General features: G+C 33.6%; 22 protein-coding genes and 3 tRNA genes. 9 read left to right on the plus strand and 16 right to left on the minus strand.

Going from position 1 to position 24,297, the window contains the following annotated elements:
* Nucleotides 1–10: 10 nt before the first annotated feature.
* On the minus strand, nt 11–3,895 hold the full coding sequence (gene porU / locus AST99_RS04885) for a type IX secretion system sortase PorU (protein WP_057779768.1): 3,885 nt from the start codon (nt 3,893–3,895) through the stop codon (nt 11–13).
* Between the two features lie 264 nt (nt 3,896–4,159).
* On the opposite strand from porU, the gene gldJ reads away from it, so the two are divergent.
* Both gldJ and AST99_RS04895 read left to right on the plus strand, forming a co-directional pair.
* On the plus strand, nt 4,160–5,830 hold the full coding sequence (gene gldJ, locus AST99_RS04890; protein ID WP_172441766.1) for a gliding motility lipoprotein GldJ: 1,671 nt from the start codon (nt 4,160–4,162) through the stop codon (nt 5,828–5,830).
* Nucleotides 5,831–5,896: 66 nt separating this feature from the next.
* Nucleotides 5,897–7,183, plus strand: coding sequence for a UDP-N-acetylmuramoyl-tripeptide--D-alanyl-D-alanine ligase (locus tag AST99_RS04895; RefSeq protein WP_057779770.1), 1,287 nt, complete (start codon nt 5,897–5,899; stop codon nt 7,181–7,183).
* Between the two features lie 55 nt (nt 7,184–7,238).
* Here the strand turns inward: AST99_RS04895 and AST99_RS04900 are convergent.
* The 7 genes from AST99_RS04900 to AST99_RS04930 form a co-directional block, all read right to left on the minus strand.
* Nucleotides 7,239–7,313 (minus strand) — tRNA-Val (locus AST99_RS04900).
* A gap of 80 nt (nt 7,314–7,393) precedes the next feature.
* Nucleotides 7,394–7,468, minus strand: a tRNA-Val gene (locus AST99_RS04905).
* A gap of 64 nt (nt 7,469–7,532) precedes the next feature.
* Complete coding sequence (locus AST99_RS04910; protein WP_057779772.1) at nt 7,533–8,750, minus strand: bifunctional folylpolyglutamate synthase/dihydrofolate synthase; 1,218 nt, start codon at nt 8,748–8,750, stop codon at nt 7,533–7,535.
* A 6-nt stretch (nt 8,751–8,756) separates the two neighbouring features.
* Complete coding sequence (locus tag AST99_RS04915; protein ID WP_057779774.1) at nt 8,757–9,641, minus strand: hypothetical protein; 885 nt, start codon at nt 9,639–9,641, stop codon at nt 8,757–8,759.
* Between the two features lies 1 nt (nt 9,642).
* Nucleotides 9,643–10,038, minus strand: coding sequence for an ExbD/TolR family protein (locus tag AST99_RS04920; protein ID WP_057779776.1), 396 nt, complete (start codon nt 10,036–10,038; stop codon nt 9,643–9,645).
* Nucleotide 10,039: 1 nt separating this feature from the next.
* The gene (locus tag AST99_RS04925; RefSeq protein ID WP_057779778.1) at nt 10,040–10,741 is read right to left on the minus strand and encodes a MotA/TolQ/ExbB proton channel family protein; all 702 of its coding nucleotides are present in this window, start codon (nt 10,739–10,741) and stop codon (nt 10,040–10,042) included.
* A gap of 193 nt (nt 10,742–10,934) precedes the next feature.
* On the minus strand, nt 10,935–12,005 hold the full coding sequence (locus AST99_RS04930) for an anhydro-N-acetylmuramic acid kinase (protein ID WP_057779780.1): 1,071 nt from the start codon (nt 12,003–12,005) through the stop codon (nt 10,935–10,937).
* Nucleotides 12,006–12,101: 96 nt separating this feature from the next.
* On the opposite strand from AST99_RS04930, the gene AST99_RS04935 reads away from it, so the two are divergent.
* From AST99_RS04935 to AST99_RS04955, 5 genes are all read left to right on the plus strand, one after another.
* A complete protein-coding gene (locus AST99_RS04935) occupies nt 12,102–13,244 on the plus strand; it encodes an acyl-CoA dehydrogenase (protein ID WP_057779782.1) in 1,143 nt (380 codons plus the stop codon).
* Nucleotides 13,245–13,352: 108 nt separating this feature from the next.
* A complete protein-coding gene (msrA, locus tag AST99_RS04940; RefSeq protein ID WP_057779784.1) occupies nt 13,353–14,018 on the plus strand; it encodes a peptide-methionine (S)-S-oxide reductase MsrA in 666 nt (221 codons plus the stop codon).
* A gap of 234 nt (nt 14,019–14,252) precedes the next feature.
* The gene (locus tag AST99_RS04945; protein ID WP_057779786.1) at nt 14,253–15,035 is read left to right on the plus strand and encodes an SDR family oxidoreductase; all 783 of its coding nucleotides are present in this window, start codon (nt 14,253–14,255) and stop codon (nt 15,033–15,035) included.
* 1 nt (nt 15,036) lies between these two features.
* Complete coding sequence (locus AST99_RS04950; RefSeq protein ID WP_057779788.1) at nt 15,037–15,492, plus strand: hypothetical protein; 456 nt, start codon at nt 15,037–15,039, stop codon at nt 15,490–15,492.
* A gap of 161 nt (nt 15,493–15,653) precedes the next feature.
* On the plus strand, nt 15,654–16,295 hold the full coding sequence (locus tag AST99_RS04955) for an O-methyltransferase (RefSeq protein ID WP_057779790.1): 642 nt from the start codon (nt 15,654–15,656) through the stop codon (nt 16,293–16,295).
* Here AST99_RS04955 and AST99_RS04960 read toward each other — a convergent pair whose 3' ends face one another.
* The 6 genes from AST99_RS04960 to AST99_RS04985 form a co-directional block, all read right to left on the minus strand.
* A complete protein-coding gene (locus tag AST99_RS04960; RefSeq protein ID WP_057779793.1) occupies nt 16,296–16,583 on the minus strand; it encodes a Sec-independent protein translocase subunit TatA/TatB in 288 nt (95 codons plus the stop codon).
* Between the two features lie 81 nt (nt 16,584–16,664).
* Nucleotides 16,665–18,971 carry a M1 family metallopeptidase gene (locus AST99_RS04965; RefSeq protein WP_057779794.1) on the minus strand — a complete coding sequence of 769 codons (2,307 nt, stop codon included), beginning with the start codon at nt 18,969–18,971 and terminating at the stop codon, nt 16,665–16,667.
* A 62-nt stretch (nt 18,972–19,033) separates the two neighbouring features.
* Nucleotides 19,034–19,537, minus strand: a complete 504-nt coding sequence (locus AST99_RS04970; protein ID WP_057779796.1) for a DUF6702 family protein — start codon at nt 19,535–19,537, stop codon at nt 19,034–19,036.
* A 59-nt stretch (nt 19,538–19,596) separates the two neighbouring features.
* Nucleotides 19,597–20,286, minus strand: a complete 690-nt coding sequence (locus AST99_RS04975) for a carboxypeptidase-like regulatory domain-containing protein (protein WP_157486301.1) — start codon at nt 20,284–20,286, stop codon at nt 19,597–19,599.
* A gap of 65 nt (nt 20,287–20,351) precedes the next feature.
* A complete protein-coding gene (locus AST99_RS04980; protein ID WP_057779800.1) occupies nt 20,352–21,155 on the minus strand; it encodes a carboxypeptidase-like regulatory domain-containing protein in 804 nt (267 codons plus the stop codon).
* Between the two features lies 1 nt (nt 21,156).
* Entirely contained in the window at nt 21,157–21,948 is a 792-nt protein-coding gene (locus tag AST99_RS04985; RefSeq protein ID WP_057779802.1) for a carboxypeptidase-like regulatory domain-containing protein, read from the minus strand.
* A 111-nt stretch (nt 21,949–22,059) separates the two neighbouring features.
* Here AST99_RS04985 and pepE point away from each other — a divergent pair, with 111 nt between their 5' ends.
* Nucleotides 22,060–22,767 (plus strand): dipeptidase PepE, encoded by a 708-nt coding sequence (pepE, locus tag AST99_RS04990; RefSeq protein ID WP_057779803.1) that lies wholly within the window; start codon nt 22,060–22,062, stop codon nt 22,765–22,767.
* Nucleotides 22,768–22,800: 33 nt separating this feature from the next.
* Here the strand turns inward: pepE and AST99_RS04995 are convergent.
* Both AST99_RS04995 and AST99_RS05000 read right to left on the minus strand, forming a co-directional pair.
* Nucleotides 22,801–22,873: transfer RNA gene (locus AST99_RS04995), tRNA-Gly, on the minus strand.
* A 50-nt stretch (nt 22,874–22,923) separates the two neighbouring features.
* Nucleotides 22,924–23,349 (minus strand): GNAT family N-acetyltransferase, encoded by a 426-nt coding sequence (locus AST99_RS05000; protein ID WP_057779805.1) that lies wholly within the window; start codon nt 23,347–23,349, stop codon nt 22,924–22,926.
* A gap of 246 nt (nt 23,350–23,595) precedes the next feature.
* On the opposite strand from AST99_RS05000, the gene AST99_RS05005 reads away from it, so the two are divergent.
* Nucleotides 23,596–24,060, plus strand: a complete 465-nt coding sequence (locus AST99_RS05005; RefSeq protein ID WP_057779807.1) for a GNAT family N-acetyltransferase — start codon at nt 23,596–23,598, stop codon at nt 24,058–24,060.
* Nucleotides 24,061–24,297 lie beyond the last annotated feature (237 nt).

Consider the following 24,297-nt stretch of genomic DNA (forward strand, 5'->3'; position numbering starts at 1 on the left):
TATATGTTTATTAGAGGATTACAAGTTTCTCTATTTTTTCGACTGTTTTATTTAGTGTTTCTGAACGTACTTTTAATTTATACACATACACACCTTTTCCTATTTTATCGCCAAAATCGTCTCTGCCGTCCCAAGCTATATCTCTGGACAATGTAGAATTGCTACTCCCACAACAATCTGTAGTATTTGTCTGTCCGTTTATGGTTCTTACTAATTTTCCGGAGACGGTAAAGATTTGTATAGAAACGTCTAAAGTACCCGAACTATTGTGGTTAAACCAAAATTCTGTGTAATTAACAAATGGATTAGGATAATTAAGCACATTTGTAATAACCAAACTTTCGCTTTCATCGTACACTACGAATTGAATTTCTGAAGTAGATGAATTGTTATACACATCCCATGCCTTAACAGTTAAGGTATGTAAACCCGCTTCTAAATCTCTAAACGGATACGTAATAACGCCACGTTGATAATCGTCTACTTCGGTCTGATAATAATCATTTAAAACATATGGATTTGTTTCATCGCCATCTAAAATAGCAACAAGGTCGTGTCCAATTCCACTAGCTGTATTTATACCGTTATCATCTTCCAATTTCACCAATAAAGAAGGCGATTCGTTAGTAATTCCACCTGTAACAAAATTTTCATCGTTCATAAAAAGATTAATCACGGGTCCGATATCATCTGTCTCGGCATCTTCATTTATTCCTCCGACTTGTATAATATCTACACTTGCTCCAGATTGATCGTTTAGCTCATCTTCTGCTTTTGCATAGAAACTAACACGGCCGGAACCTACAGGTACTCCAACATCTTTTGGAACCACAAAATCGAAACTAAATTCTCCAGCTGTAACCGATGCTTGTCCTCTAAAAATAACCTCACCTAATGTTGTAAAATCCATTATATACACTGCATCACCAACTACAGTACCATCATTTCCTAAGGTGGTTCTACTTATATCTTTATCGTAAATTGTAGACGTTAAAACACCATTATAATCTGTAAGCACATTTCCAGACGTATCTGTAACCTCGCCAGAAAACGTCACTTTATCTAAAGCTTTTAACTGATCGATTTCTCCTGTAATAGATTTACCATTAACTTGAATAAGTTTAATATTTGGTTCTGGAATAGCAAGTTTCATGGCTGGATCTCCTATATAAAACACCAAATGCTTTTGACTGGTATAAGAAATTGAAGAATTTGTTTTAGTTAAACGCAAGGCTTCAGCCATGGACGGATATTCATCGTCGGCATAACTATCACTTGTATTATAAGAAAATAAATACTCAGTTAATATGGTGTTGAAATTAATCCCAACACTTACAAAAATTTCTCGTGTTGTTGTCAGTAGGCTTACAGCACCACCATCCGGATTCCAATATGTAACTTCTCCAGCTGTTTCACGCAATGGATTATCGAAACGTGTAAACTCGCAGGTTACAGTTACAAAACAATTCATTTTATAAGCATTCGATAAATCTTCGGCATCTGTAGACATAAAAATACGTTCTAGAGCCAAACCATCTTCCCCACCATGTCCAAAATAATTAACCAATAATGCACCGTTTTGCATGGCGTTTATCATGGCTTCATTTACTTCTGGATAGCGATCTCCGCCTGAAGAAGATTCTTGATTATAAGCATCTGAATGAATTTTAGTGACATTTATAAACGGTTTCTTTTCCGCAATCTCATCGGCAATATCATTTGTGGTTTCTTCTAAGATATATTCCCAAGAATCGTCTACATCGTCAGACACCATAATCACACTGTTTCTCCAACTTCCATATGCTCCATCCTGATAATAACGTTCAATTTTATCAACCATTTCCTTAGCCTGAGCAGGATCATCTGCCAATATACGTCCTAACGCAATATCTAATTGATCTGAAGTTACCATAGAACCTTCATCATCATCCATCATCCCATAAAAATCATCAGACACATAAGAACTCGTTAAGCTAAAACTATTATACTCGTGCCAAGATGGTACGTAATATGCATTACTAGATAATCGTCCTTTATAATCGTAAGAACTATCCCCGAACATACACAAGTATTTTACTGCGTTATCTGGTGTACTGGCATTATCATAAACATATTTTACGAAATTACGGATGGCTGAAATATCCTGATTCCCGGTACTAAACTCATTATATATGTTTTCTAAAGTCGCGACCTTAACGTTTAACCCGTTTTGAGTTTCGTTAATTTCGGCTAATCTAACTGCTTGGGTATAATATGCCGCTGGAGCCACAATAATATAATCTACATCTTGAAATTGTCCCTCGTCATTTAAAAATACAGTCCCTTTTAAATCTTGATTTTCTATACGCGAATTAGATTCTCGTGTTGGTGTATAATAATCTGAAGCCGTAACAGCAACAAACGTTTCTAACTGCCCGGCAGAGCGGACAAAACTTAGCGTAGATTCTGAACCTGAATTTGATAAAGACGTCACTGCAAACGGGTCTGTAACATTCCATATTTCTGAAACGCCTGAAGCATTTTCTAACTGATATTCTACATAGCCACTTTTTAACGCGACATCAGAATTATAAAACCCAAACTGATCGCCATTAAACTTTAATGCACGAGTCGCTTCTATTGAAATATAATCTAGATACCCCAAAGCACTTGGATTGGATTGCTGATTATAGGTTAAACTTACTGTAATATCTTCACTAGTACTTGTTACAAATCTATTCATAGACGCACCATTTGCTAAAGTAGGATCACTTGCACCACTAATACTTAATGTACCTACTGAAGTTCCATTTACAGACACATCGAAACTTGAAGCACTATCTGATGTAGAGGCAACATAGGTTTTAAATGTAATAGATTCTGAAGTTACAAGATCGGGTACATTAAATGAAAAGGATTGTTGTAATGTAACATCAAACCGATCTCCAAACCAACGTCTTCCCACTTGAGCTAAATTATAATCGTCTGTTTCATGAAACAAATAGGTCTGATGGGTGTCTACAATAAAATCGGCTGCATTGCCAGAACTCACAAAAGGCTGAATACGTTTCCCCTCTACACCATCTACTTTTAAGAAGTAAGACGTCTTGGTGGTGTAACTATTTATATTAGTATTACTGGCTTCATTATAACCATTCGGACCTATAGCATAGAATAAAATATAATCGTCGTCGTCTAAAGATCCATCATCTTCACCTATAACCTGTATCGCGTTTTCGGTAATATCAAAAAATTGTTCATCTGCATTATTATAAGGAATCATACTTCCGCCGTTTCCATAAATTTTAAGTTGTTTCGGATTCACACTATTTACACTAACACCCAATTGCTGTAAAAAGGATTTAGACAATTTATACACACCTGTAGTGTCTATATAAAACTGATACCACTCACCTGTTTTTAAAACAGAACTTGATACACTTGGTACAGAAGAAGCCACCGAACTACTCCTGCTTGAAGCCTGAGTGCTATATATTAAATTAAATGATGTGACTTTTTTATAAGAATTTGCACCGTCCTTTATAATAGGTGATACTTCTAAAAAACCATATGTTTTAAAACGTGCTACAGATTTATGAAGTTCAAACTCTATTTCACTTGGTATAGTTGAAACATCTAACCCTTTTAATTCAGATTTAGAGATAGAAGAATACGTTACATTTTCTAAGCGCGCTGAAGAAGGGTTTAAAGATGAACTTATTTCCCACTTAGAAACAAATTTCAATCCGTCTTCAATACTAAAATCAAAATGATCTGGATTAAAACTTGGCACTTCTATTGAAAAGCTTCCTGAAGAAATTGTAGTATATCCATCCCAGTCTAACTGAAACTGTTTTTGTTGAGTATAGCCTAAAGTTGTGACCAATAATAGAAGGAATACGACTGTTTTTTTCATTATTTTAATAACGGTTAACGTTAGAAATTAGTATAAAACCTTAGTTTTTTCGAGTATTGAGCCAAAAGTACAATAATATTTTATGTTATTTAACGTTAATACAAAACACTAAAACACGAGTAAAAACGGACAAATCATCGTTATAATGAATAAAAAATAGGACGAAATACATATTTTTTAACTCAAATTAGTCAAAATCGCTTGTAGTGTAAGCTTAAATTCTTATATTGCGAGACCAAAAATAACATTTGCTTACTTAAAAGTATGGATATGAAAAACATAGTAACCGTAAAGGGGCTGTTAGTTGTAACAATCGCTTTAGCCGCTATTAGCTGTAAAAATTCAAGTTCGAATAGTTCGAAAGCCACAGGATGGGAAATCAACTCTAAAGAAGGAGGTTTCCAATACAACACGCAATATAAAGAACAAGAAACTGCGCCTGGGTTAGTCTTTATTGAAGGAGGAACCTATACAAAAGGTCAAGTTCAAGATGACGTAATGCATGATTGGAATAATACACCAACACAGCAACACGTGCAATCATTCTACATGGATGAAACAGAAGTAACAAACATCATGTATCTTGAATATTTAGATTATTTAAAACGCATGTTCCCTCCAGCAGAAGAAGGGTTTAGAGCCATTTATAATGGTGCTTTACCAGATACTTTAGTTTGGAGAAACCGTTTAGGTTATAACGAAGTTATGACTGACAATTACTTACGTCACCCTGCCTATGCAGAATACCCTGTAGTAGGTGTTAGCTGGATTCAGGCTGTTGAATTTGCTAAGTGGAGAACAGACCGTGTAAATGAACACAATCTTGCTGAGGCTGGTTATTTAGATAAAAAAGCTTTACGTCAAGATGTAACTGCATCGTCTAACTTCAGTACAGATGCATATATTAACGCACCACAACAAACATTTTCTGGAAACGAAGAAATAAAGAAAACGGGAAAAAAAGGTGCCGTTAGAACAGATGCCGATGGTAACGAAACTAATATTTACGCAACTAGAGAAACTGGTATTTTATCTCCTGCATATAGACTTCCTACTGAAACAGAATGGGAATATGCAGCACTTGGTCTTGCTGAGTTAAGAGAATACAATACATACAGAGGTAGAAAAAAATATCCTTGGGATGGTCAGTACACACGTTCAGAAAAACGTAGAACTTTAGGAGATCAAATGGCTAACTTTAAACAAGGAAAAGGAGATTACGGTGGAATCGCAGGTTGGTCTGATGATAATGCTGATATTACTGCTCAAGTAAAATCTTATAAGCCAAATGATTTTGGACTTTACGATATGGCAGGAAACGTTGCAGAATGGGTAGCTGATGTGTATCGTCCTATAGTTGATGATGACTTTAACGACTTTAACTACTACCGTGGTAACGTATATACTAAAAATGCAATTAACGAAGATGGTACTGTTAAAATAGTTACTACAGATGATATCGTTTATGACACATTAAGTAACGGAAGAATAGTCGCTAGAAACTTACCTGGAGATATTTTACAAGTACCAGTTGACGAAAATGATACTTACTTAAGATCTAACTTTAGTTCAAGTGATAACCGTGACTTTAGAGATGGAGACAAAAGATCTTCTCGCTATTACGCAGAGAGCTTCGACTATAATGAAGACGGAAAAGAAAAAGAAAACATGTATCACGCACCTAAAAACACAATCTCAAAAGATTCTGCTGGAAATATCGTAAGAGAATACGATAAATCTAACAACAAAACTTCTATGATTAGTGACGAAGTTCGTGTATACAAAGGAGGATCTTGGAAAGATAGAGAATACTGGTTAGACCCAGCACAAAGACGTTATTTCCCTCAAGATATGGCAACAGATTATATCGGATTTAGATGTGCAATGTCTAGAGTTGGTTCTAAAACCAAGACTAACGCTAAAATGAGAAACTAATAAACACTCATGATAATATTAAAAAGTCCTAACCTTGTGTTAGGACTTTTTTTATACATTTATATTATGAAAATATCCGATTTACACGCCCTATATTTAGACTGTAATGCAGTATGTACAGATACCAGAACAGTTGCAACAAACGATATGTTTTTCGCTTTAACAGGCGATAATTTTAATGGTAATACTTTTGCTTTAAAAGCGCTTAAAGCTGGTGCTAAATACGCCATAATAGACGATTCTGAATATCATATACCAAACCAAACAATTATTGTAGAAGATGTCTTAAAAACACTACAAACTCTTGCAACATTTCATCGAGACTATTTGAATATTCCTATTATCGGACTCACAGGTAGTAACGGAAAAACCACAACTAAAGAGTTAATAAATGCTGTATTGTCTCAAAAGTTTGCCACCACAGCAACTTTAGGTAATTTAAACAACCACATAGGAGTACCTTTAACATTACTTTCTATGAATGCTGAAACTGAAATTGGTATTGTAGAAATGGGAGCCAATCACTTAAAAGAAATTGAGTTTTTATCTAATATCGCAAAACCTAATTTTGGATATATTACAAACTTCGGAAAAGCACACTTAGAAGGTTTTGGTAGTATTGAAGGTGTAATTCAAGGTAAATCAGAATTATACCATTTTCTTAAATCAACCGGTGGTCATGTATTTATAAACAAAAAAGACAGTAAACAAGTCGAACTTACAACAGATTTAAAAACAACTTCTTTCGGAGATGAAACAACAGATGCTGAAATATTAATAAACTTAATTACTGCAGATCCGTTTGTGATTTCAGAATACAATAACCTTAACATAGCAAGTCAGCTAATAGGAACTTATAATTTTACAAATATTTCTGCAGCCATCACCATTGGAGCTTATTTTAAAGTACAAGATACTGACATTAAAACGGCCATTGAAACCTATACTCCAACCAATAATCGATCACAGATAATTACAAAAGGTAGCACTAAAATCATCTTAGATGCATACAATGCTAACCCTACAAGCATGAAAGCTGCTTTAGAAAGTTTCCACACGCTAAAAGATACTCGAAAAATAGCCATCATAGGAGATATGTTTGAATTAGGAGATGAAGCAACAAAAGAACATCAAAACATTGTAGACCTAGCCACCACCCTAAATATTGACAAGGTTTACATTATAGGACACCTATTTAAAGACACTTTAACCTCGTCTAATAAAATAATTACAGCTTACAACACTTTTGAAGCTTTTAAAAGCGAATTAAAACAACAAGAATTCCAAAATACCACCATACTTATAAAAGCATCACGAGGTATGAAATTAGAACGCATTCTCGATTTAATTTAAAATAGTATATAAACAAAAAAAGCTTCTCATAAATGAGAAGCTTTTTTTATGCTTGTGGGCGCAGAGGGATTCGAACCCCCGACCCCTTGGGTGTAAACCAAGTGCTCTGAACCAACTGAGCTATGCGCCCTAATAATTAAGTTTGCAATTTATAGTTTTCAATTTAAGCTAAAAACCATAAAAAAACTTCTCAAAACAGAGAAGCTGTTGTGGGCGCAGAGGGATTCGAACCCCCGACCCCTTGGGTGTAAACCAAGTGCTCTGAACCAACTGAGCTATGCGCCCTAATTATTAGGTGTGCAAATATACACCTGTTTTTGACACTACAAAAACTTTTTTTTATTTTTTTTTAAATTATTTCTGCAACCACAAAAGTACTCCCGCCAATATAAATAAAGTCTGAAGCTGCAGCAGAATTTAAAGCTTTTTTATATGCTTCATTTACAGAATTGTAAACGTCTCCTTCATAACCTTCAGCCTTAAAAAGATCGTATAATTGATTTGCAGGCATACCTCTTGGAACATCTGGTTTACAAAAATAATACAAAGCTTTTTTAGGTAATAATGGTAAAATTGATTGCACATCCTTATCACTAACCACTCCAAAAACTATATGAAGCGTATTATAAGTCTCTTGCTCCAACTGTTTCATAACTAATAATAAGCCTTCTTTGTTATGCCCTGTATCGCAAACCACTTTAGGAGCATCTTGCAACACCTGCCAACGTCCTTTTAAACCTGTATTACGCATAACATGCAATAATCCGTTTTGAATATGTTTATCTCTAATAGAGAATCCTAACCCTTTTAACTCGTTAATGGATTGTAGAACCGTTTTTATATTTTTAATTTGATATGATCCTTTTAAATCACTTGGGTATAATTCTGTTATAAGTTGATCTGCGAATAGAATTTTAGCTTTTTTATCTGCTGCTATCGTTTCAAAAACAGTTTGTATTTCCTCTTGGGTTTCACCAATAACTACAGGAACATTAGGTTTTATAATACCGCCTTTTTCTGAAGCTATTTCAGCTAAAGTTGTTCCTAAAAACTGTGTATGATCTAAACCTATATTAGTAATTACAGACAGTTCTGGTGTAATAATATTTGTAGAATCTAACCGGCCACCTAAGCCCACTTCAATAACAGCGATATCAACTTGCTCAGTTTTAAAATAATCGAAAGCCATACCAACAGTCATTTCAAAAAAAGACAGTTCGTGCGCTTCAAAAAATGTTTTATTTTCAGAAATAAATTCAACAACAAAATCTTCAGACACTTCAACACCATTAATGCGAATACGTTCACGAAAATCTTTTAAATGCGGAGACGTATATAAACCAACTTTGTAACCTGCTTCTTGTAAAATAGAGGCTAACATATGACTTGTAGAACCTTTACCATTGGTTCCCGCGACATGAATTGATTTAAACTGGTGCTCTGGATGATTTAGATGTTCTGATAACACTAAAGTGTTACTGAGATCTTTTTTAAATGCAGATTGCCCTTGGCGCTGATACATAGGAAGCTGAGAAAACATCCATTGTAATGTCTCTTGATATGTCATACTTTGTTATTGACCTAAACTAAAATCGATACTTACAAAACCTATTTGTCTTGTTGGAGCATTTGGATCTGGTCTCCATTTATGAGACATGGCAATCTTTTTAGCAGGTTCTAACAAACACGGACTGCTATTAGAAGTTCCTTTAACTCCTGGTTCTGCACTAATAACTTGGCCTTGTTTATTTACTTCAATTTTAACGACAACTATACCTGCCTCGTTACAATCTTGCTTAATTCTTTGAAACGATGCTTTACCACGTCCGTTTAAACCATAACCAACGTCTCCACTACCGGATCCTGATCCTCCAAAGTAACTAGGCGCATAAGGATTACCGTCTAATTGGCCTTTGTCACCAACAGTACTATCATCTCCTTCACTCCCTTTTGCAGTGCCTTCAGATTTGCTTACACCGCCAATTAAGGCATCTAATTTCTTCTTCTTTTCTTCCTTTTCGCGTTGTTCTTTGGCTACACGTTCTGCTTCTGCCTTAGCTTTAGCATCTGCTTCTGCTTTGGCTTTATTTTCGGCATCTTGTTTGGCTTTAGCTTCTGCTGCTTTTTGCTTCTTTATGGCTACAGCTTCAGCATTATCTTCAGTTAATACATTTTCTTTAACTTGAGATGCTTCAGCAGGTGCCGGCTTTACAGGCTCTGGTTCCGTGACTTCTTCTGGGACTTTATTTACTTTTACAGGCTCCGATTTAATAGGCTCGTTGGGTTGTACATTTCCGCTACCAAAATCTGTTGTACCAAAATTAACGGCAACACCATATTCTTCTGGCGGATCCATATAAGGAGGCCCAACTACAAACAATAACAACAATACAATCACACTAATTAATAGTGTAATCTTTGCAGAATTGCGTTCGTGTTTTGTTTGAAGATATTTCATATTAATTATTTGGTCTAACAGCCAAAATCACTTTAAATTTATTTCTATTAGCTATATCCATAACCTTTACGACATGCTCTACAGGTACAGATTGCTCGGCACGTAATACAATAGTAGGCTTAGACTCTTTTGCTAAAGCATTTTTAATTTCATTTTCTAAAACGCTTTCTCCTACACGTTTCTGATCGATGTAGTACGTTAAATCTTTTTTAATGCTAATTGCTATGGTTTGCTTATTTTCAGTTTTACCACTTGCTTTTGGTAGTAAAATATCAATAGCACTCGTGGTAACCAAAGTCGAAGCCAACATAAAAAAGATAAGTAGCAAGAATACAATATCTGTCATTGAAGACATATTGAATTCGGGCGTCACTTTATTTCTTCCTCTAATATTCATATTAAATTGGCTCGTTTAAATGATCTAAAAATTCTAATGAATTATATTCCATTTGATACACAACTTTATCTGTCTTTACCACCAAATGATTATACGTCATATAGGCTACAATACCTACAATTAATCCTGCAACAGTAGTAGTCATGGCCGTATACAATCCGTCTGCTAATAATTTAATATCAATTTGCCCACCAGAATTGGCGATTTCAAAAATAGAAAGAATCATACCTATTACTGTTCCTAAGAAACCAATCATAGGTGCTGCACCAGAAATGGTTGCTAAAATACTTACATTTTTTTCTAATCCGTAAACCTCTAATCGTCCAGCATTTTCAATTGCTGTATTAATATCTTCTAAAGGTTTACCAATTCTAGAAATTCCTTTTCCAATTAGACGAGATACTGGAGAGTTTTGTTGTGCACATAGCGTTTGTGCCGATTCTATTTTACCATTACTAACATGGTCTTTAATCTGATTCATAAAATTAGCATCGATATGGGATGCTGCTTTTATTGCAAATAAGCGTTCGAAATAAATATAGATTGCAGCAACTAAAAGTATAAATAGAATACCAATAATGAGTTGACCAGCTAGTCCTCCACTACTTATTAATTCTATTATTGAAAGTGTTTTTTTAACAGGCTCACCGTCTGTTAAGACTTCAACTCCTTCTGTAGGGTCTTGAAAAAGGGCGTATAACATAAGTTTTTAAATAATTTACTTGATAATAATTAACGTATAATTCGTGTTTAAAGTATATCTGGGCTGGGTTCTTTAATTCTTAAAAATAGTAAAACCAAATTACATGACAATTAAAGAGTGCCTAGATATGTTTTTTAAGCTTATACGATAACAAATATAAAAAACTAAACCCCTGAAAAAATTAATTATAACATTATTTTATATACGAATATATCACACCTGTAGAATGGTTTTCTGTTGCTCCCGTAACACTTTTTAAACAGTTTATTTGGTCTTTTAATTTTAAGATCCCTAATAGGCCAAAAATTAAGGCTTCCTTATATTCCACAACAGCTGCTTCTGGTATAATAATTTCGCAGGTCGATAAAGATTTTAAACGTTCTATTAAAAACACATTATAAGCTCCACCTCCTGTTATTAATAAGATTGAAGACGTACTGTTCTGTAAAATTTTAGCTATCTGAATTGCAATATGTTCTACAAAGGTTCTTAATATATCATGCACATCAAGGTTATGCGCATCTATTAAAGGAAAGATATTTTGAACCACCCATTCTAATCCTAAAGACTTCGGATAATCGGCTTTATAAAACGGTAAAGCATTTAATTGATGTAACAATTCTGCATGTACCATTCCTATTGAAGCCAGTTTTCCACCGTCGTCATAATCGAAACCTAACGTTTGCACATAATGATTTAGAACAATATTAACCGGACAAATATCAAAAGCAATACGTTCGCCAGATACTTCTGTAGAAATATTTGCAAAGCCTCCTAAATTTAAACAAAAATCGTAATTAGAAAACAGCAAAGCGTCACCTATCGGCACTAAAGGCGCACCTTGACCACCTAATGCGACATCTTGAACTCTAAAATCGCAAACCACATCTTTTTGCAAAAGGTCTGCTAACTTTGGTAAGTTACCAATCTGATAAGTAAATTTTTGTGCTGGATCGTGCAAAGCTGTGTGCCCATGAGAACAAACAGCATCGATATCTGTAATCTTATACTTCTCAATAAATTGCTGAATAACATTGGCAAGATAAACGGTATAATCCTGATCTATAATCTCAAGCTCTTTTTTAGAATACGTTACCAGATGTTTTAAACAGTCTAACCATTTTTCTGTATACGGAATGGTTTCTGCTTTTAAAATTGAAAAATTCCAAACATCTGTATGCTTAAAATCTGCATATATTACATCTATTCCATCTAAAGAGGTACCAGACATTACGCCTATCACCTTAAAATCTTCTTTTATCATATTTTAAAAATTAAACAGATTTATCTGAGTATTTACCAAAAATAATATATATTTCAGAATACATATTAATAAATAACCAATAAACAGCAAATTATTATGGATTTCAACTTAACCGAAGAACACATTATGATTCGCGATGCTGCTCGCGATTTTGCCCAAACAGAATTATTACCAGGAGTAATAGAACGCGATAATAAACAAGAATTCCCTAAAGAGCAAATTAAAAAAATGGGGGAACTCGGTTTTCTAGGTATGATGGTTGATCCAAAATATGGTGGAAGTGGCTTAGATACGATTTCTTATATGTTAGCCATGGAGGAAATTTCTAAAATAGATGCGTCTGCGTCTGTAGTGATGTCTGTAAATAATTCGTTAGTGTGTTGGGGATTGGAGCATTATGCTAATGAAGATCAAAAACAAAAATATTTAAAACCATTAGCTAGTGGTACCAAATTAGGCGCTTTTTGTTTAAGTGAGCCTGAAGCTGGAAGCGATGCGACTTCACAAAAAACTACAGCTATAGAACACGACGATTATTACCTTTTAAATGGGACAAAAAACTGGATAACTAACGGTAGTACAGCAGACTTTTATATCGTTATTGCACAAACACATATAGACAAGGCACACAAAGGAATAAACGCCTTTATTGTTGAAAAAGGATGGAAAGGTTTTGATGTTGGCCCTAAAGAAGACAAACTTGGTATTCGAGGAAGTGACACCCACTCTTTACAATTTAACGATGTTAAAATACCAAAAGAGAATAGAATTGGAGACGATGGTTTTGGCTTTAAATTCGCCATGAAAACATTAGCTGGAGGCCGTATTGGTATTGCTTGCCAAGCGCTAGGTATCGCTTCAGGCGCATACGAATTGGCTTTAAAATACTCTAAACAACGTAAAACGTTTGGCACAGAAATTTGTAACCATCAGGCCATTGCTTTTAAGTTGGCAGATATGGCTACCCAAATAGAAGCGGCTCGTCATTTATGTATGAAAGCGGCATGGGATAAAGACCAGAAAAAAGATTATACTATTTCTGGAGCTATGGCAAAACTTTACGCTTCTAAAGTAGCCATGGATACCACTGTTGAAGCAGTACAAATTCATGGTGGTAATGGTTTTGTAAAAGATTATCATGTAGAGCGTTTAATGCGAGATGCAAAAATTACCCAGATTTACGAAGGCACTTCAGAAATACAAAAAATTGTAATTTCTAGAAGTATTATCGATGCATAACGCGATATAAATGACATCTATTAAAAAACTCTAACTTAAAAATTAGAGTTTTTTAATGTTTATACGTAAAGTTTAAGCACAAATTACGACTGATAAAAAAAAACAAATATGCGATCTATAAAATTATCTATACTTACTCTTATTGCGGTATTCGCCTTTAGTTGTAAACACGAGGCTCAAACTAACCCCAAACAGGAGGCTGTTAAAAATGCGGCTCCAGTTCAAGTCAAATCATCTAAACATGAAGCGCGCGCTTATTTTGCTAGCGGGTGTTTTTGGTGTGTAGAGTCTATTTACGAAAGTGTTATTGGTGTTAAAGAAGTTATCTCGGGTTATTCTGGAGGTCATACTAAAAACCCAACTTACGAAGCCAGTAATACGGGGAAAACCGGACATGCAGAATCTGTAGAAGTTATTTACGATCCTACAAAAATTGATTTTGAAACATTAGTCGATGTGTATTTTGGTTCTCAAGATCCTACTCAAGTTAACGGACAAGGTCCTGATCATGGATCGCAATATCGATCTATTATTTTTTACCAGAATGAATCACAGAAACAAATTATTCTTAAAAAGAAAGCGGCTATAGAACAAGCTTTAAATAAGACCGTAGATGCAGAAGTATATCCGTTTCAAAAATTTTGGAAGGCAGAAGCTTATCACCAAGATTATAAAAAACATCATCCAAACAACGGCTATATTGTAAATGTATCTATACCAAGATTTAATGCGTTTAAAGCCAAGTTTCCAGATTTAATAAAAAAGAATCATTAATTCTTAAGTTTTTTACATAAAAAAACGTCCAAACACCTTAAATACACGTATATAAAGTATAACTATTCCGCATTACGCGTCTATATATATGATAAACGCTTCAGTTGTTACAAACTACTGAAGCGTTTTTTTGTTATTTATTATTTAAACTTTTGGTGCCTTTTAGAGACTTCATTTTATTAATGCTTATTTTTGTATAACATTATTTATACACTTTAAAATCTCGGTTTTAATATGAATTTCAATTTAAAAAACAAATATGCTTTAGTTTGCGGAAGTACATCCGGAATTGGTAAAGCCACAGCTTTTATTTTAGCTGAAGAAGGTGCTAAAGTGACTCTAGTAGCCAGAAATGAAAACAAACTAAAACAAGTTTGTGCAGCGCTTCCAAACCCTGAATTACACAATTATATTGTTGCAGATTTTTCTAATCCAGAAGATTTACAGCAAAAACTTGAAACATATTGTGCAACGCAACATGGTTTTCATATTTTAATTAATAACACAGGAGGACCAGCGGCTGGACCTATTTTTTCGGCTACACTCCAGGCGTTTGAAACCGCTTTTACACAACACTTAAAATGTAATCATATTTTAGTGCAAACCTTGGTGCCTTTTATGAAAGAGGTAAATTACGGTAGAATTATAAATATTATTTCTACTTCTGTAAAGCAACCTATAGATGGTCTTGGTGTAAGTAATACCATTCGAGGTGCTGTAGCGAGTTGGAGTAAAACCTTATCTAATGAATTAGGTCCTTTTGGAATTACAGTAAATAATGTGCTCCCAGGATCGACTGCAACACAACGTTTATTCGATATCTTTAAAGACACAGCTAAAATAACTGGACAAACAGAAGATGAAATTATAGAAGAGTCGGCTAAATCGATTCCTGCACATCGTTTTGCAACACCAAAAGAAATTGCGAATGCTATTGTGTTTTTAGCAAGTGAACAAGCCAGTTATATTAATGGTATTAACCTTCCGGTAGACGGTGGCCGTATTAAAAGTTTATAATATGAAATATATCTTATGTGCGTGTATTGTAATGATATCGCTACAATTACACGCACAATATCAGATTAAAAATGTAACTAATGCTGAAATTGATGAATTACAAACTATAGAACAGGTTGTAAATTGGATTCAGTACGGACAATCGGATCAAGTGATTCCAAATATTTTTACTGATGAAGTGATAGATAAGATTTATTTAAATATTGAATCTAAATCTATTTCGATGACGTATCCTAGAGATGAAATTTCTAAACAAAGCTTAAGTAAAATTAAAGATGAATCGACAATAGTTTGGTACGAACGTACTATTTTTAAGGAACGTAAAAACAAATTAAAACCTGCTTACCAAATTTATGTTACCATAGATATGGAAAAATCGCCTTATGAAATTTTAGACTTATTTTTAAGACGCGGAAAAAAAGTTGAAATTCGTGATCATGAAAATGAACAATTATAAAACTAAAATTAACTTAAATTTGCGTTAGGGATTGCAGCGGCATCCTTTTTTAATATTTTTAATTAAAAAAGATATAGCGGAAAGCCCGGCTAATGTTTATGCTTTTAAATAAACATTAGTAACGCCCACAAAATTTATAAAGCAACGCTTACACATAAAACATGCATTTTATACCTCAAGAACTGGACGATTACGTGGTTAAACATACCGAAGACGAACCTAAATTATTAAAGCAGTTAACTAGAGAAACGTACCAAAAAATATTACAGCCTCGTATGTTGAGTGGGCATTACCAAGGGCGAATTTTAAGTATGATTTCTAAATTAATACAGCCTAAACATATTTTAGAAATTGGTACTTATACAGGATATTCTGCCTTGTGTTTGGCTGAAGGCTTACAAAAAGATGGGCAGTTACATACTATTGATGTTAATGAGGAATTGTATGATTTCCAGAGAAAGTATTTTGATGCATCTGAATTTGGAACTCAAATCCATCAATATTTAGGAAGTGCTATTGACATTATTCCGGAATTGGAAGGTGAATTTGATTTGGTGTTTATCGATGCAGATAAAGAGAATTACCCAAACTACTTTAACTTAATTGTAAACAAATTAAAAACGGGTGGTGTTATTTTATCTGATAATGTGTTGTGGAGTGGAAAGGTTATAGAACCTTTAAATCCGAAAGACGCCTCTACAAAGGCCGTTTTAGAGTACAATACACTCTTAAAAGAAGATCCTAGAATTGAAACGGTTTTGCTATCTGTTAGAGATGGATTAACAATAAGCAGAAAAAAGTAATTACATTTTACGGCGCACAGATCCTGTAAAATCTTCTAAATCGTCTTTTACTTGCTTTAATTGTTCCTGTACATCTTTTGTTACAGAAGTGTCTAAGCCGCTCTTATCTGCAGTTTTTGTTATTTCTTGCTTAATGTCGTTAGTGGCATTTTTAATTTCTTTAATGCCTTTACCTAAACCACGTGCAATATCGGGTACCTTATCGGCACCGAAGACCATGACTACAATAAATAACACGAACATTATTTCTGCGCCACTAATAAATAAAAATATAGGTTGTTGTATCACGATGTAAATATACTAAGTGTTTCTTTACAAAATTAAAAAAAAGCCAACTTAAAAAAGTTGGCTTTAACATAATGTTTTTATTTAGTTTTTAGATTTCTCTTTAAACGCATCAAATTCACTTGGTTTAGTTTCTTTTGGCCAAGAATTATTTGAAGTATCTACATCTGCAGTTTCTAAATTAGGATCTACTGTAATACCTACAATTTCCTTATCTGAAGCTACTGATTTACTAACTTCTTTATCGTTAAGTCTCCAAATCTGAGCTGGATAAGTTTCTGTTTTAGATGTTCCATCTGCATACTTGTACTCTACAATAATTGGCATTACTAATCCGCCTGGTTTTTCGAAAGTTACATTATAGAAATACTTTGGTTCCTTAAGGTTTTTACGCTCTTCTGCAGTAAAGTTATCCATAAGGTATTCCTTTAATGAAGGAGAATTGTCTACAGCACTTCCGTTCTTTAAAGATTCTTTAAATTCTTCGCTTCCTTCTTCTACCATATATACTAATGGAGGTAAATCGCTAACTTCAATACCATAACGTTTTGCTTGCAATTTAGTTGCTTCGTTAATTTCTGAAGACACAAAGTATTTTTTAACTTCTTTAACTCCTATATCTACATAATCTGTAGTATAGAACCAACCTCTCCAGAACCAGTCTAAATCTACTGCAGAAGCATCTTCCATAGTTCTAAAGAAATCTTCTGGAGTTGGGTGTTTAAACATCCAACGTTGTGCATATTCTCTATACGCATAATCGAACAACTCGTGTCCCATTACAGTTTCTCTTAATATATTTAAAGCAGTAGCTGGTTTTGCATAAGCATTGTTACCAAATTGGTAAGTATTTAAACCTTTAGTCATGATTGGAGCAATAAAATCTTGATCACCTCCCATATAAGGTACTATTTTAGCTGCTGGTCCTCTTCTTGACGGGTATGCTGTTTGTCCTGCAGACAATGCCGTTGGATATTCAGAACCGAAATCTTGTTCTGCAATATATTGAGTAAATGTGTTTAAACCTTCGTCCATCCATGTCCATTGGCGTTCGTCACTATTTACAATCATAGGAAAGAAGTTGTGTCCTACTTCGTGAATAATTACACTTATCATTCCAAATTTAACTCTATCACTGTATTTTCCTTCAGCATCTGGACGTCCGTAGTTCCAACAAATCATTGGGTATTCCATCCCTTGATTTTTAGCATGTACAGAAATTGCTTTATGGTAAGGATAATCAAAAGTCATTTTAGAATACGATTTTAATGTACTCGCTACAGCTTTAGTAGACCATTGTTCCCATAATGGGTTTCCTTCTTTAGGATACATAGATACTGCCATGATGTTTTTCCCACCAATTTTAACAGCCATCATATCCCAGATAAATTTTCTTGATGTTGCAAAACCAAAGTCACGTACATTTTCTGCATATAACTTCCATGTTTTTGTTTTATTACTGAATTGTTTTTCTGCAGCTTCAGCTTCTTCTTGCGTTACAATTACAACTGGCTCATCGTAAGATTTCTGAGCTTTTTCGTAACGTTTCATCATATCTTTAGAAAATACTTCTTTTCTATTCATTAACTTTCCTGTACCATCTAAAATATGATCTGCAGGAACAGTAATGTTTACTTCAAAGTTTCCGAAAGGTAAAGCGAATTCATCACGACCCCAAAATTGTGAATTTTGCCATCCTTCTACATCACTATATACTGCCATTCTTGGGTAGAATTGTGCAATAACATAAGCTCTGTTTCCATCTTCTGGAAAATATTCGTACCCAGAACGTCCACGTCCGTTAACGTGATCGTTAATATTGTACCACCATTTGATAGAGAATGAAAATTTCTCACCAGATTTTAAAGGTTGTGGTAACTCTACACGCATCATGGTTCTGTTAATCATGTGCGCTAAATCTTTACCAGAAGTATCTTTTACGGCTTCTATATTAAATCCGCCATCAAAAGGCTCTTCCATATAGTTAGAAACAAATCCTCCAGGTTGTTGTCCTGCAGCTACTCCTCCACCTTCAATAAGTGGTGTTTTAGAGTCTTTAGCACGCATGTTTTGATCCAATTGCACCCATAAATATTTTAATACGTCTGGAGAGTTGTTGGTATACGTAATGGTTTCAAAACCTGAAATTTTAGCATCTTTATCATTTAAAGTGATATCCATGTTATAATCTGCCTGTTGTTGGTAATAGGCTGGACCTGGCGCTCCAGATGCAGATCTGAACATATTCGGAGTAGAAAACTCGTCGTACAGTTGCTTAAACTTGTTATTGTTAGTGTGCCCCGGTTTACGTTCGGGTGGCGTTTGTTCTTGCGCCATGACGCCTGCCGAAATAAAAACAGCAGAGAGCATTAGGTACTTTAATCTTTTCATATTTTTTTGTTTGGAAATAAATTGGATTGGAAAAATAATACTTTTATGCGTGAAACGGAATTTTAATCTAATTTTAACAATCCTTTATCATTTTCTTTAAAAAGAATAAAACTTTTTTTCTTATCATTAATATTCAATCGTACCACATTTTGTTGTTCTTCGAAAATGTCAAATAACACTAAATTTTGAACTTCAATCTCAGATATGTGATCTATTTTTGGAATTTCGATATAGCATATCGCAACATCATCTTCATATTCCTTTCCTATAAATTGTAAGACCGCATCTTTACCATTAATTTTTATTTTAATTTTCTCTGTAAGATATTTTTCTAAATAAAAATCGACTTTTTCAGATTCGTTTTTCACTGCTAATGTGATAGATTCATCAAAACGTGCACGAACTAATTTTTCTAAATCGTCTATAAATATTCTGGTTATTATTTGTACAGACTCTTTTTCTTTAACGTAATGCACTTCTGTAATACTTACATAATATTTATGCGCGGTTGTAAAAGCCAATAAAGGCACTACGACCAACAATAGGTAATAATTAAAGGATTTCATTTTTTGTTTTTTGGGTATAAATGTAATTAATTTAATAGTGCTGTTAGGGTTCTGTTGATTTAATCTGATTTTAAATTCGCTTTATATTCTGCGTACTTTTCTATGAGATAATCTAAAACTGCAATATCTGTTTGGTCTTTACAGCGCGTTACAAATTCTGGAGACTCTGCGCAGAAATACCAAAAATCCATGTGTTTGTCTTCTTCTAAAGGATATCTACTAAACAAATCGTCTGAAAGCTCTTGCCGTATTTGAGTGATAAGAATATCGTTTTTTTCTAATTTCACATGCGCTTTAAGCATTTTAGTTCTGCCAGATAAACCATTAACAACTGTGTTTAAAGTCCCAGATTTGGCTTCACTTAAAATACGTTCGGTTCTGGTTGCTCGTTTTCCAGTATAACCAGGAATGCCCACATCGTAAAAATTTATTTCAGGTTCGGCTTCAGAATTTCCTACATCTAACATTAAATTCCCAGTAAGTATTTTACCAACAATAACTTCATCTAATTCATTAATTTCTTCACTTAAATTAATACGCATTGCGCCGTTACTGAGAATAATATCGTCTATAATTATTTCTTTAGTTGTGTATTGTATGGCAGTAAAAGCAATAGTATCTTGAAGTTTTGCTTCTATTACAAACGCTCCTTTAGCATTTGTAACGGTGAATCTTTTGGATGTTTTATTAATGACATGAATATTTTCTATGTCGTCTTCTCCGGAAACGATTCCAGAAATCTGTTTCAAATTTTGAGCTTTTAAAAACGATATACATCCTAAAAAACAACATAACAAAATTTTGATCTTCATGCTTATTTAGACGCTGTATTTTGGTTCTTGGTGTATTGAAGATATTTAACGTTTACAAATGCTAGAATTTCGACATCTGTTTTGTGCAGACAGCGTGTTTCAAAATTTGGATCTTCTGAACAGAAATACCAAAAATCCATGCGATTATCTTCATCTAAAGGATGTTCGCTGAAAAACACTGTAGACAAACGCTGTCTAACCGAAGTTAAAAGCGCTTGATTACGTTCTAAAGCCACATTTTCCTTTAGTTTTTTAGTTCTACCAGAAAGACCATTTATTATTGGGTTTAGTGGTACAGAACCACCTAGCAACCCTAATAACATTTTTGGCTTAAACTCTCCTGCTTCAAACAAATCTCTTTCAGCTTTAGTTTTTCTTTTTCCCATATATCCGGGAATACCAACGTCGTAAAAATTAATTTCGGGTTCTGCTTCAGAATTCCCTACATCTAACATTAAGTTACCGGTTAACACCTTACCTACAACCACTTCATCCAAAGTATTAATTTGTGCTTTTAAATTCACCGTAATTTGTTTAGTAAAGATTACAGTAGCATCTACTACAACTTCTAAAACGCTATATTGAATGGAAGAAAATGCTAAAGTATCGTGTAGTTTTACAGGGATTTCAAAACCACCATTTTGATTGGTAATGGTAAAGGTTTTAGAACTCTTATTTATAACATGAATATTTTCTAAATCGTCTGCGCCTTTTACTTGTCCTTTAATAGAAATCATTTGCGCATGCCCCTTTGTGGATAAAAAACAACCCACAAATCCTAAAATGAAAAATGTATAATTCTTCATCCTATAACTTTAAAAAATCTTGGCTAGCTTTAGAAAGGTATTCTAATAATTGTATTTCTTGACCTTCTTTAAGTAAATCATGATCAATATTTAGATCGACGTAATTTATAAAGTTGTCAACTTGAGACGCTGGGATTTCGTAATTTTCAGTAATAAATGTATGAGAATATACTCCGCGAAGCCCTAAATTTTCTTCGGTTTGTTTAATAATTTTATCTGTTTCACTTTCTTTCTTCTTAAATAATGGCTTTAAAAAAGTATTGGTAATCTTAACGATATCCATACCATTATAATATTCTCCCTGTTTTAAAATGCTCATATCTGCAGCAGAATGGAAGTCGTCTTGAAAAACGTAAGCAGAAATATCTCCTATTCCAAAGTTAATACCCTCTAGATCCAATTTGTAGGTTTTTATTTTTTCTAAATCTTCATGTAACACACCCGTTAAACCAAAAGGAAAGATAACCACTTCATTTAAACGGTTAACTTGAGTTACTAGAAACACTGTAAATTGTTTAGATTTAACAACATCTGCATCTATTTTTACATGTATGTCTTCAAATTGTAATGATGATATTTCAATATCATCCAACAAACCAGCTTCTATTATAAATTCACCTTCTTTATCGGTTACCGTACCTTTATTAGTGGACGTATTATATACTGTTACACCTTCAACATCTTCTGTATTAACCACCACTATACGACCAGAAACCTGAACACGTTCTGTAGTTTGGGCTGTTAAAGTCCCTATTGAAAATAACAGTAATAGAATAAGTAGTTGTTGTTTCATATTAATCAATTTTCAATAAAGTTAACGAGTTAACACCTTACGAATTTATTAAGGGCATTTAAATTTTTGTTAAAACCATGTATTACTTAAATTTACAATAAATTTTCGATGATGAAAAATATGATTATCGCAAGCACGTCAACCTTATTTGATAGTGGCTATTTAGAATATATATTAGACGATTTAAAATCTCACTTTAGCAACGTACAAACAGTGCTTTTTATTCCCTATGCAAGACCAGGCGGCATAACACACGATGAGTATACAGAAAGAGCACAAGCCGCATTTTCTAAAATTAATATTAATGTAGTTGGTTTACATACATTTAAAAAAGCAGATGAAGCTATAGCACAGGCAGAAGCCATTTTTGTGGGTGGCGGAAATACATTTGTTTTAGTCAGCCAACTTTATAAAGTAAACGCAATACAGCCAATAATAGATGCCGTTAATACAGGAACACCGTATTTAGGAACGAGTGCGGGAAGTAATATTTGCGGATTAACTATGAATACCACTAACGATATGCCAATTGTGTATCCGCCAAGTTTTAAAACTTTAGGATTAGTTCCTTTTAATATCAATCCACATTACTTAGATCCTGATACGACAAGTAAACATATGGGAGAAACTAGAGAAACACGAATTAAAGAATTTATGTGTTACAATACGCAACCAGTGGTTGGGCTAAGAGAAGGAAGTTGGTTAGAAGTCAAAGGAAATGACATTACCTTAAAAGGAACATTAACAGCAAGGATATTTGAGCATAATATAGAGCCTTACGAGGTAAAACCTGAAAGTAACTTAAACAGTTTAAAGTAAAAAAAAAGCTTCATCTTAAGATGAAGCTTTTTGAGCGAGAGACCGGGTTCGAACCGGCGACATTCAGCTTGGAAGGCTGACGCTCTACCAACTGAGCTACTCTCGCATTACCGGGTGCAAATATACATAAATTAAATATTTGCATCCAAAATAAATTTACATTTTTTTTAAAAAATGATAGCCTAAAATATTAAAGCCTTCATTGTAATAAAATTTGTGAGATGGAAAGTTCTGTACATAAGTGTTTAGCTCGGCTGCCTCGCATCCTTTTCCTTTTGCATACTCATATATCCAAGTAAAAAATTGTTTACCAAGCCCTTTGTTTCTGTAATTCTCATCAATATATACATGATCAATTTCTACACTTCTACCTATATAATGTCTTGTAGAAAACCATAAACCACATATTCCAATTAAAATATCGTTGTAAAAGAGACCAATACATTCATAGTTTTGATCAAACATTTCAGAAAAACGTTCGAATAAAAGTTCATCAGAATTCTTATTTCCAGTGAATTTTTGCATTAAAGGAATAATTTGAGGTAATTCTTCCTTCTGAAGTTGCTTAAATTTAGGCTGCATTTATTTTGTTGTAGTTAGAAATTAAATTGAGTGTAAAATTAATTAAGTTATAATTAAAAACCATATAACTGAAATTTAAAAACTAAATTTTATGATTTAAATAGGACTTTCAAAATGCTAAATTAAAAGTGAATTTCTACTTTTATCTTAATTAAACTATTTAGTTAAAACTTAAATTAGTTACCGCTTCTTAGTCTATATTAAACCTAAGTCTTACAGCAAATTTATAATTAAACAACTTAAAACATGCAATTAATACAAGATCAAGATTCTATAGTCATTAAAATAATCAAAGCACAAGATACTTATGCCGTAAGACATCCAGTTTTAAGACCAGGTAGACCGATAGAAGATTGTGTCTTTGATAATGATGAACATCCAAATACATTTCATTTAGGACTTTTTTTAAATACAATGCTAGTTGGAGTAGTTACGTATATGAAAACTAAGAAAGATGAATTTACCTCAGAGGAACAATATCAACTTAGGGGAATGGCTGTATTAGAAAACTATCAAGGATTACAATTCGGAAAGTTACTTGTTAATAAAGGCGAGGCCATAATTAAGGAAAAACATGGCGATCTAATTTGGCTCAATGCTAGAGAAATCGCTTTACATTTTTATAATAAATGTGGCTATGAAATTATAGGTGATCCGTTTAACATTCCTAAAGTAGGAAAACATTATATGATGTTTAAAAATTTACATTAAAAACAAGTCACATACTAAATACTGCGCTAATTAAACTTATTAGATAATATACTGTGACAATTCTAAGTCCTATACAGTATCTCTAATATAATTTATAATGATAGTATTAATGCTGTTAAGCGATTAAATATAGATATATAAATAATCTTCAGGTTCACATAGGTCAGCCTAAAACTGTTTATTAAATTTATAGAAATAGCTACGATGAGGACCAAAAACAGTCTAAATAGGCCTTGA

The organism is Formosa algae (assembly GCF_001439665.1).
GTDB lineage: Bacteria > Bacteroidota > Bacteroidia > Flavobacteriales > Flavobacteriaceae > Formosa > Formosa algae.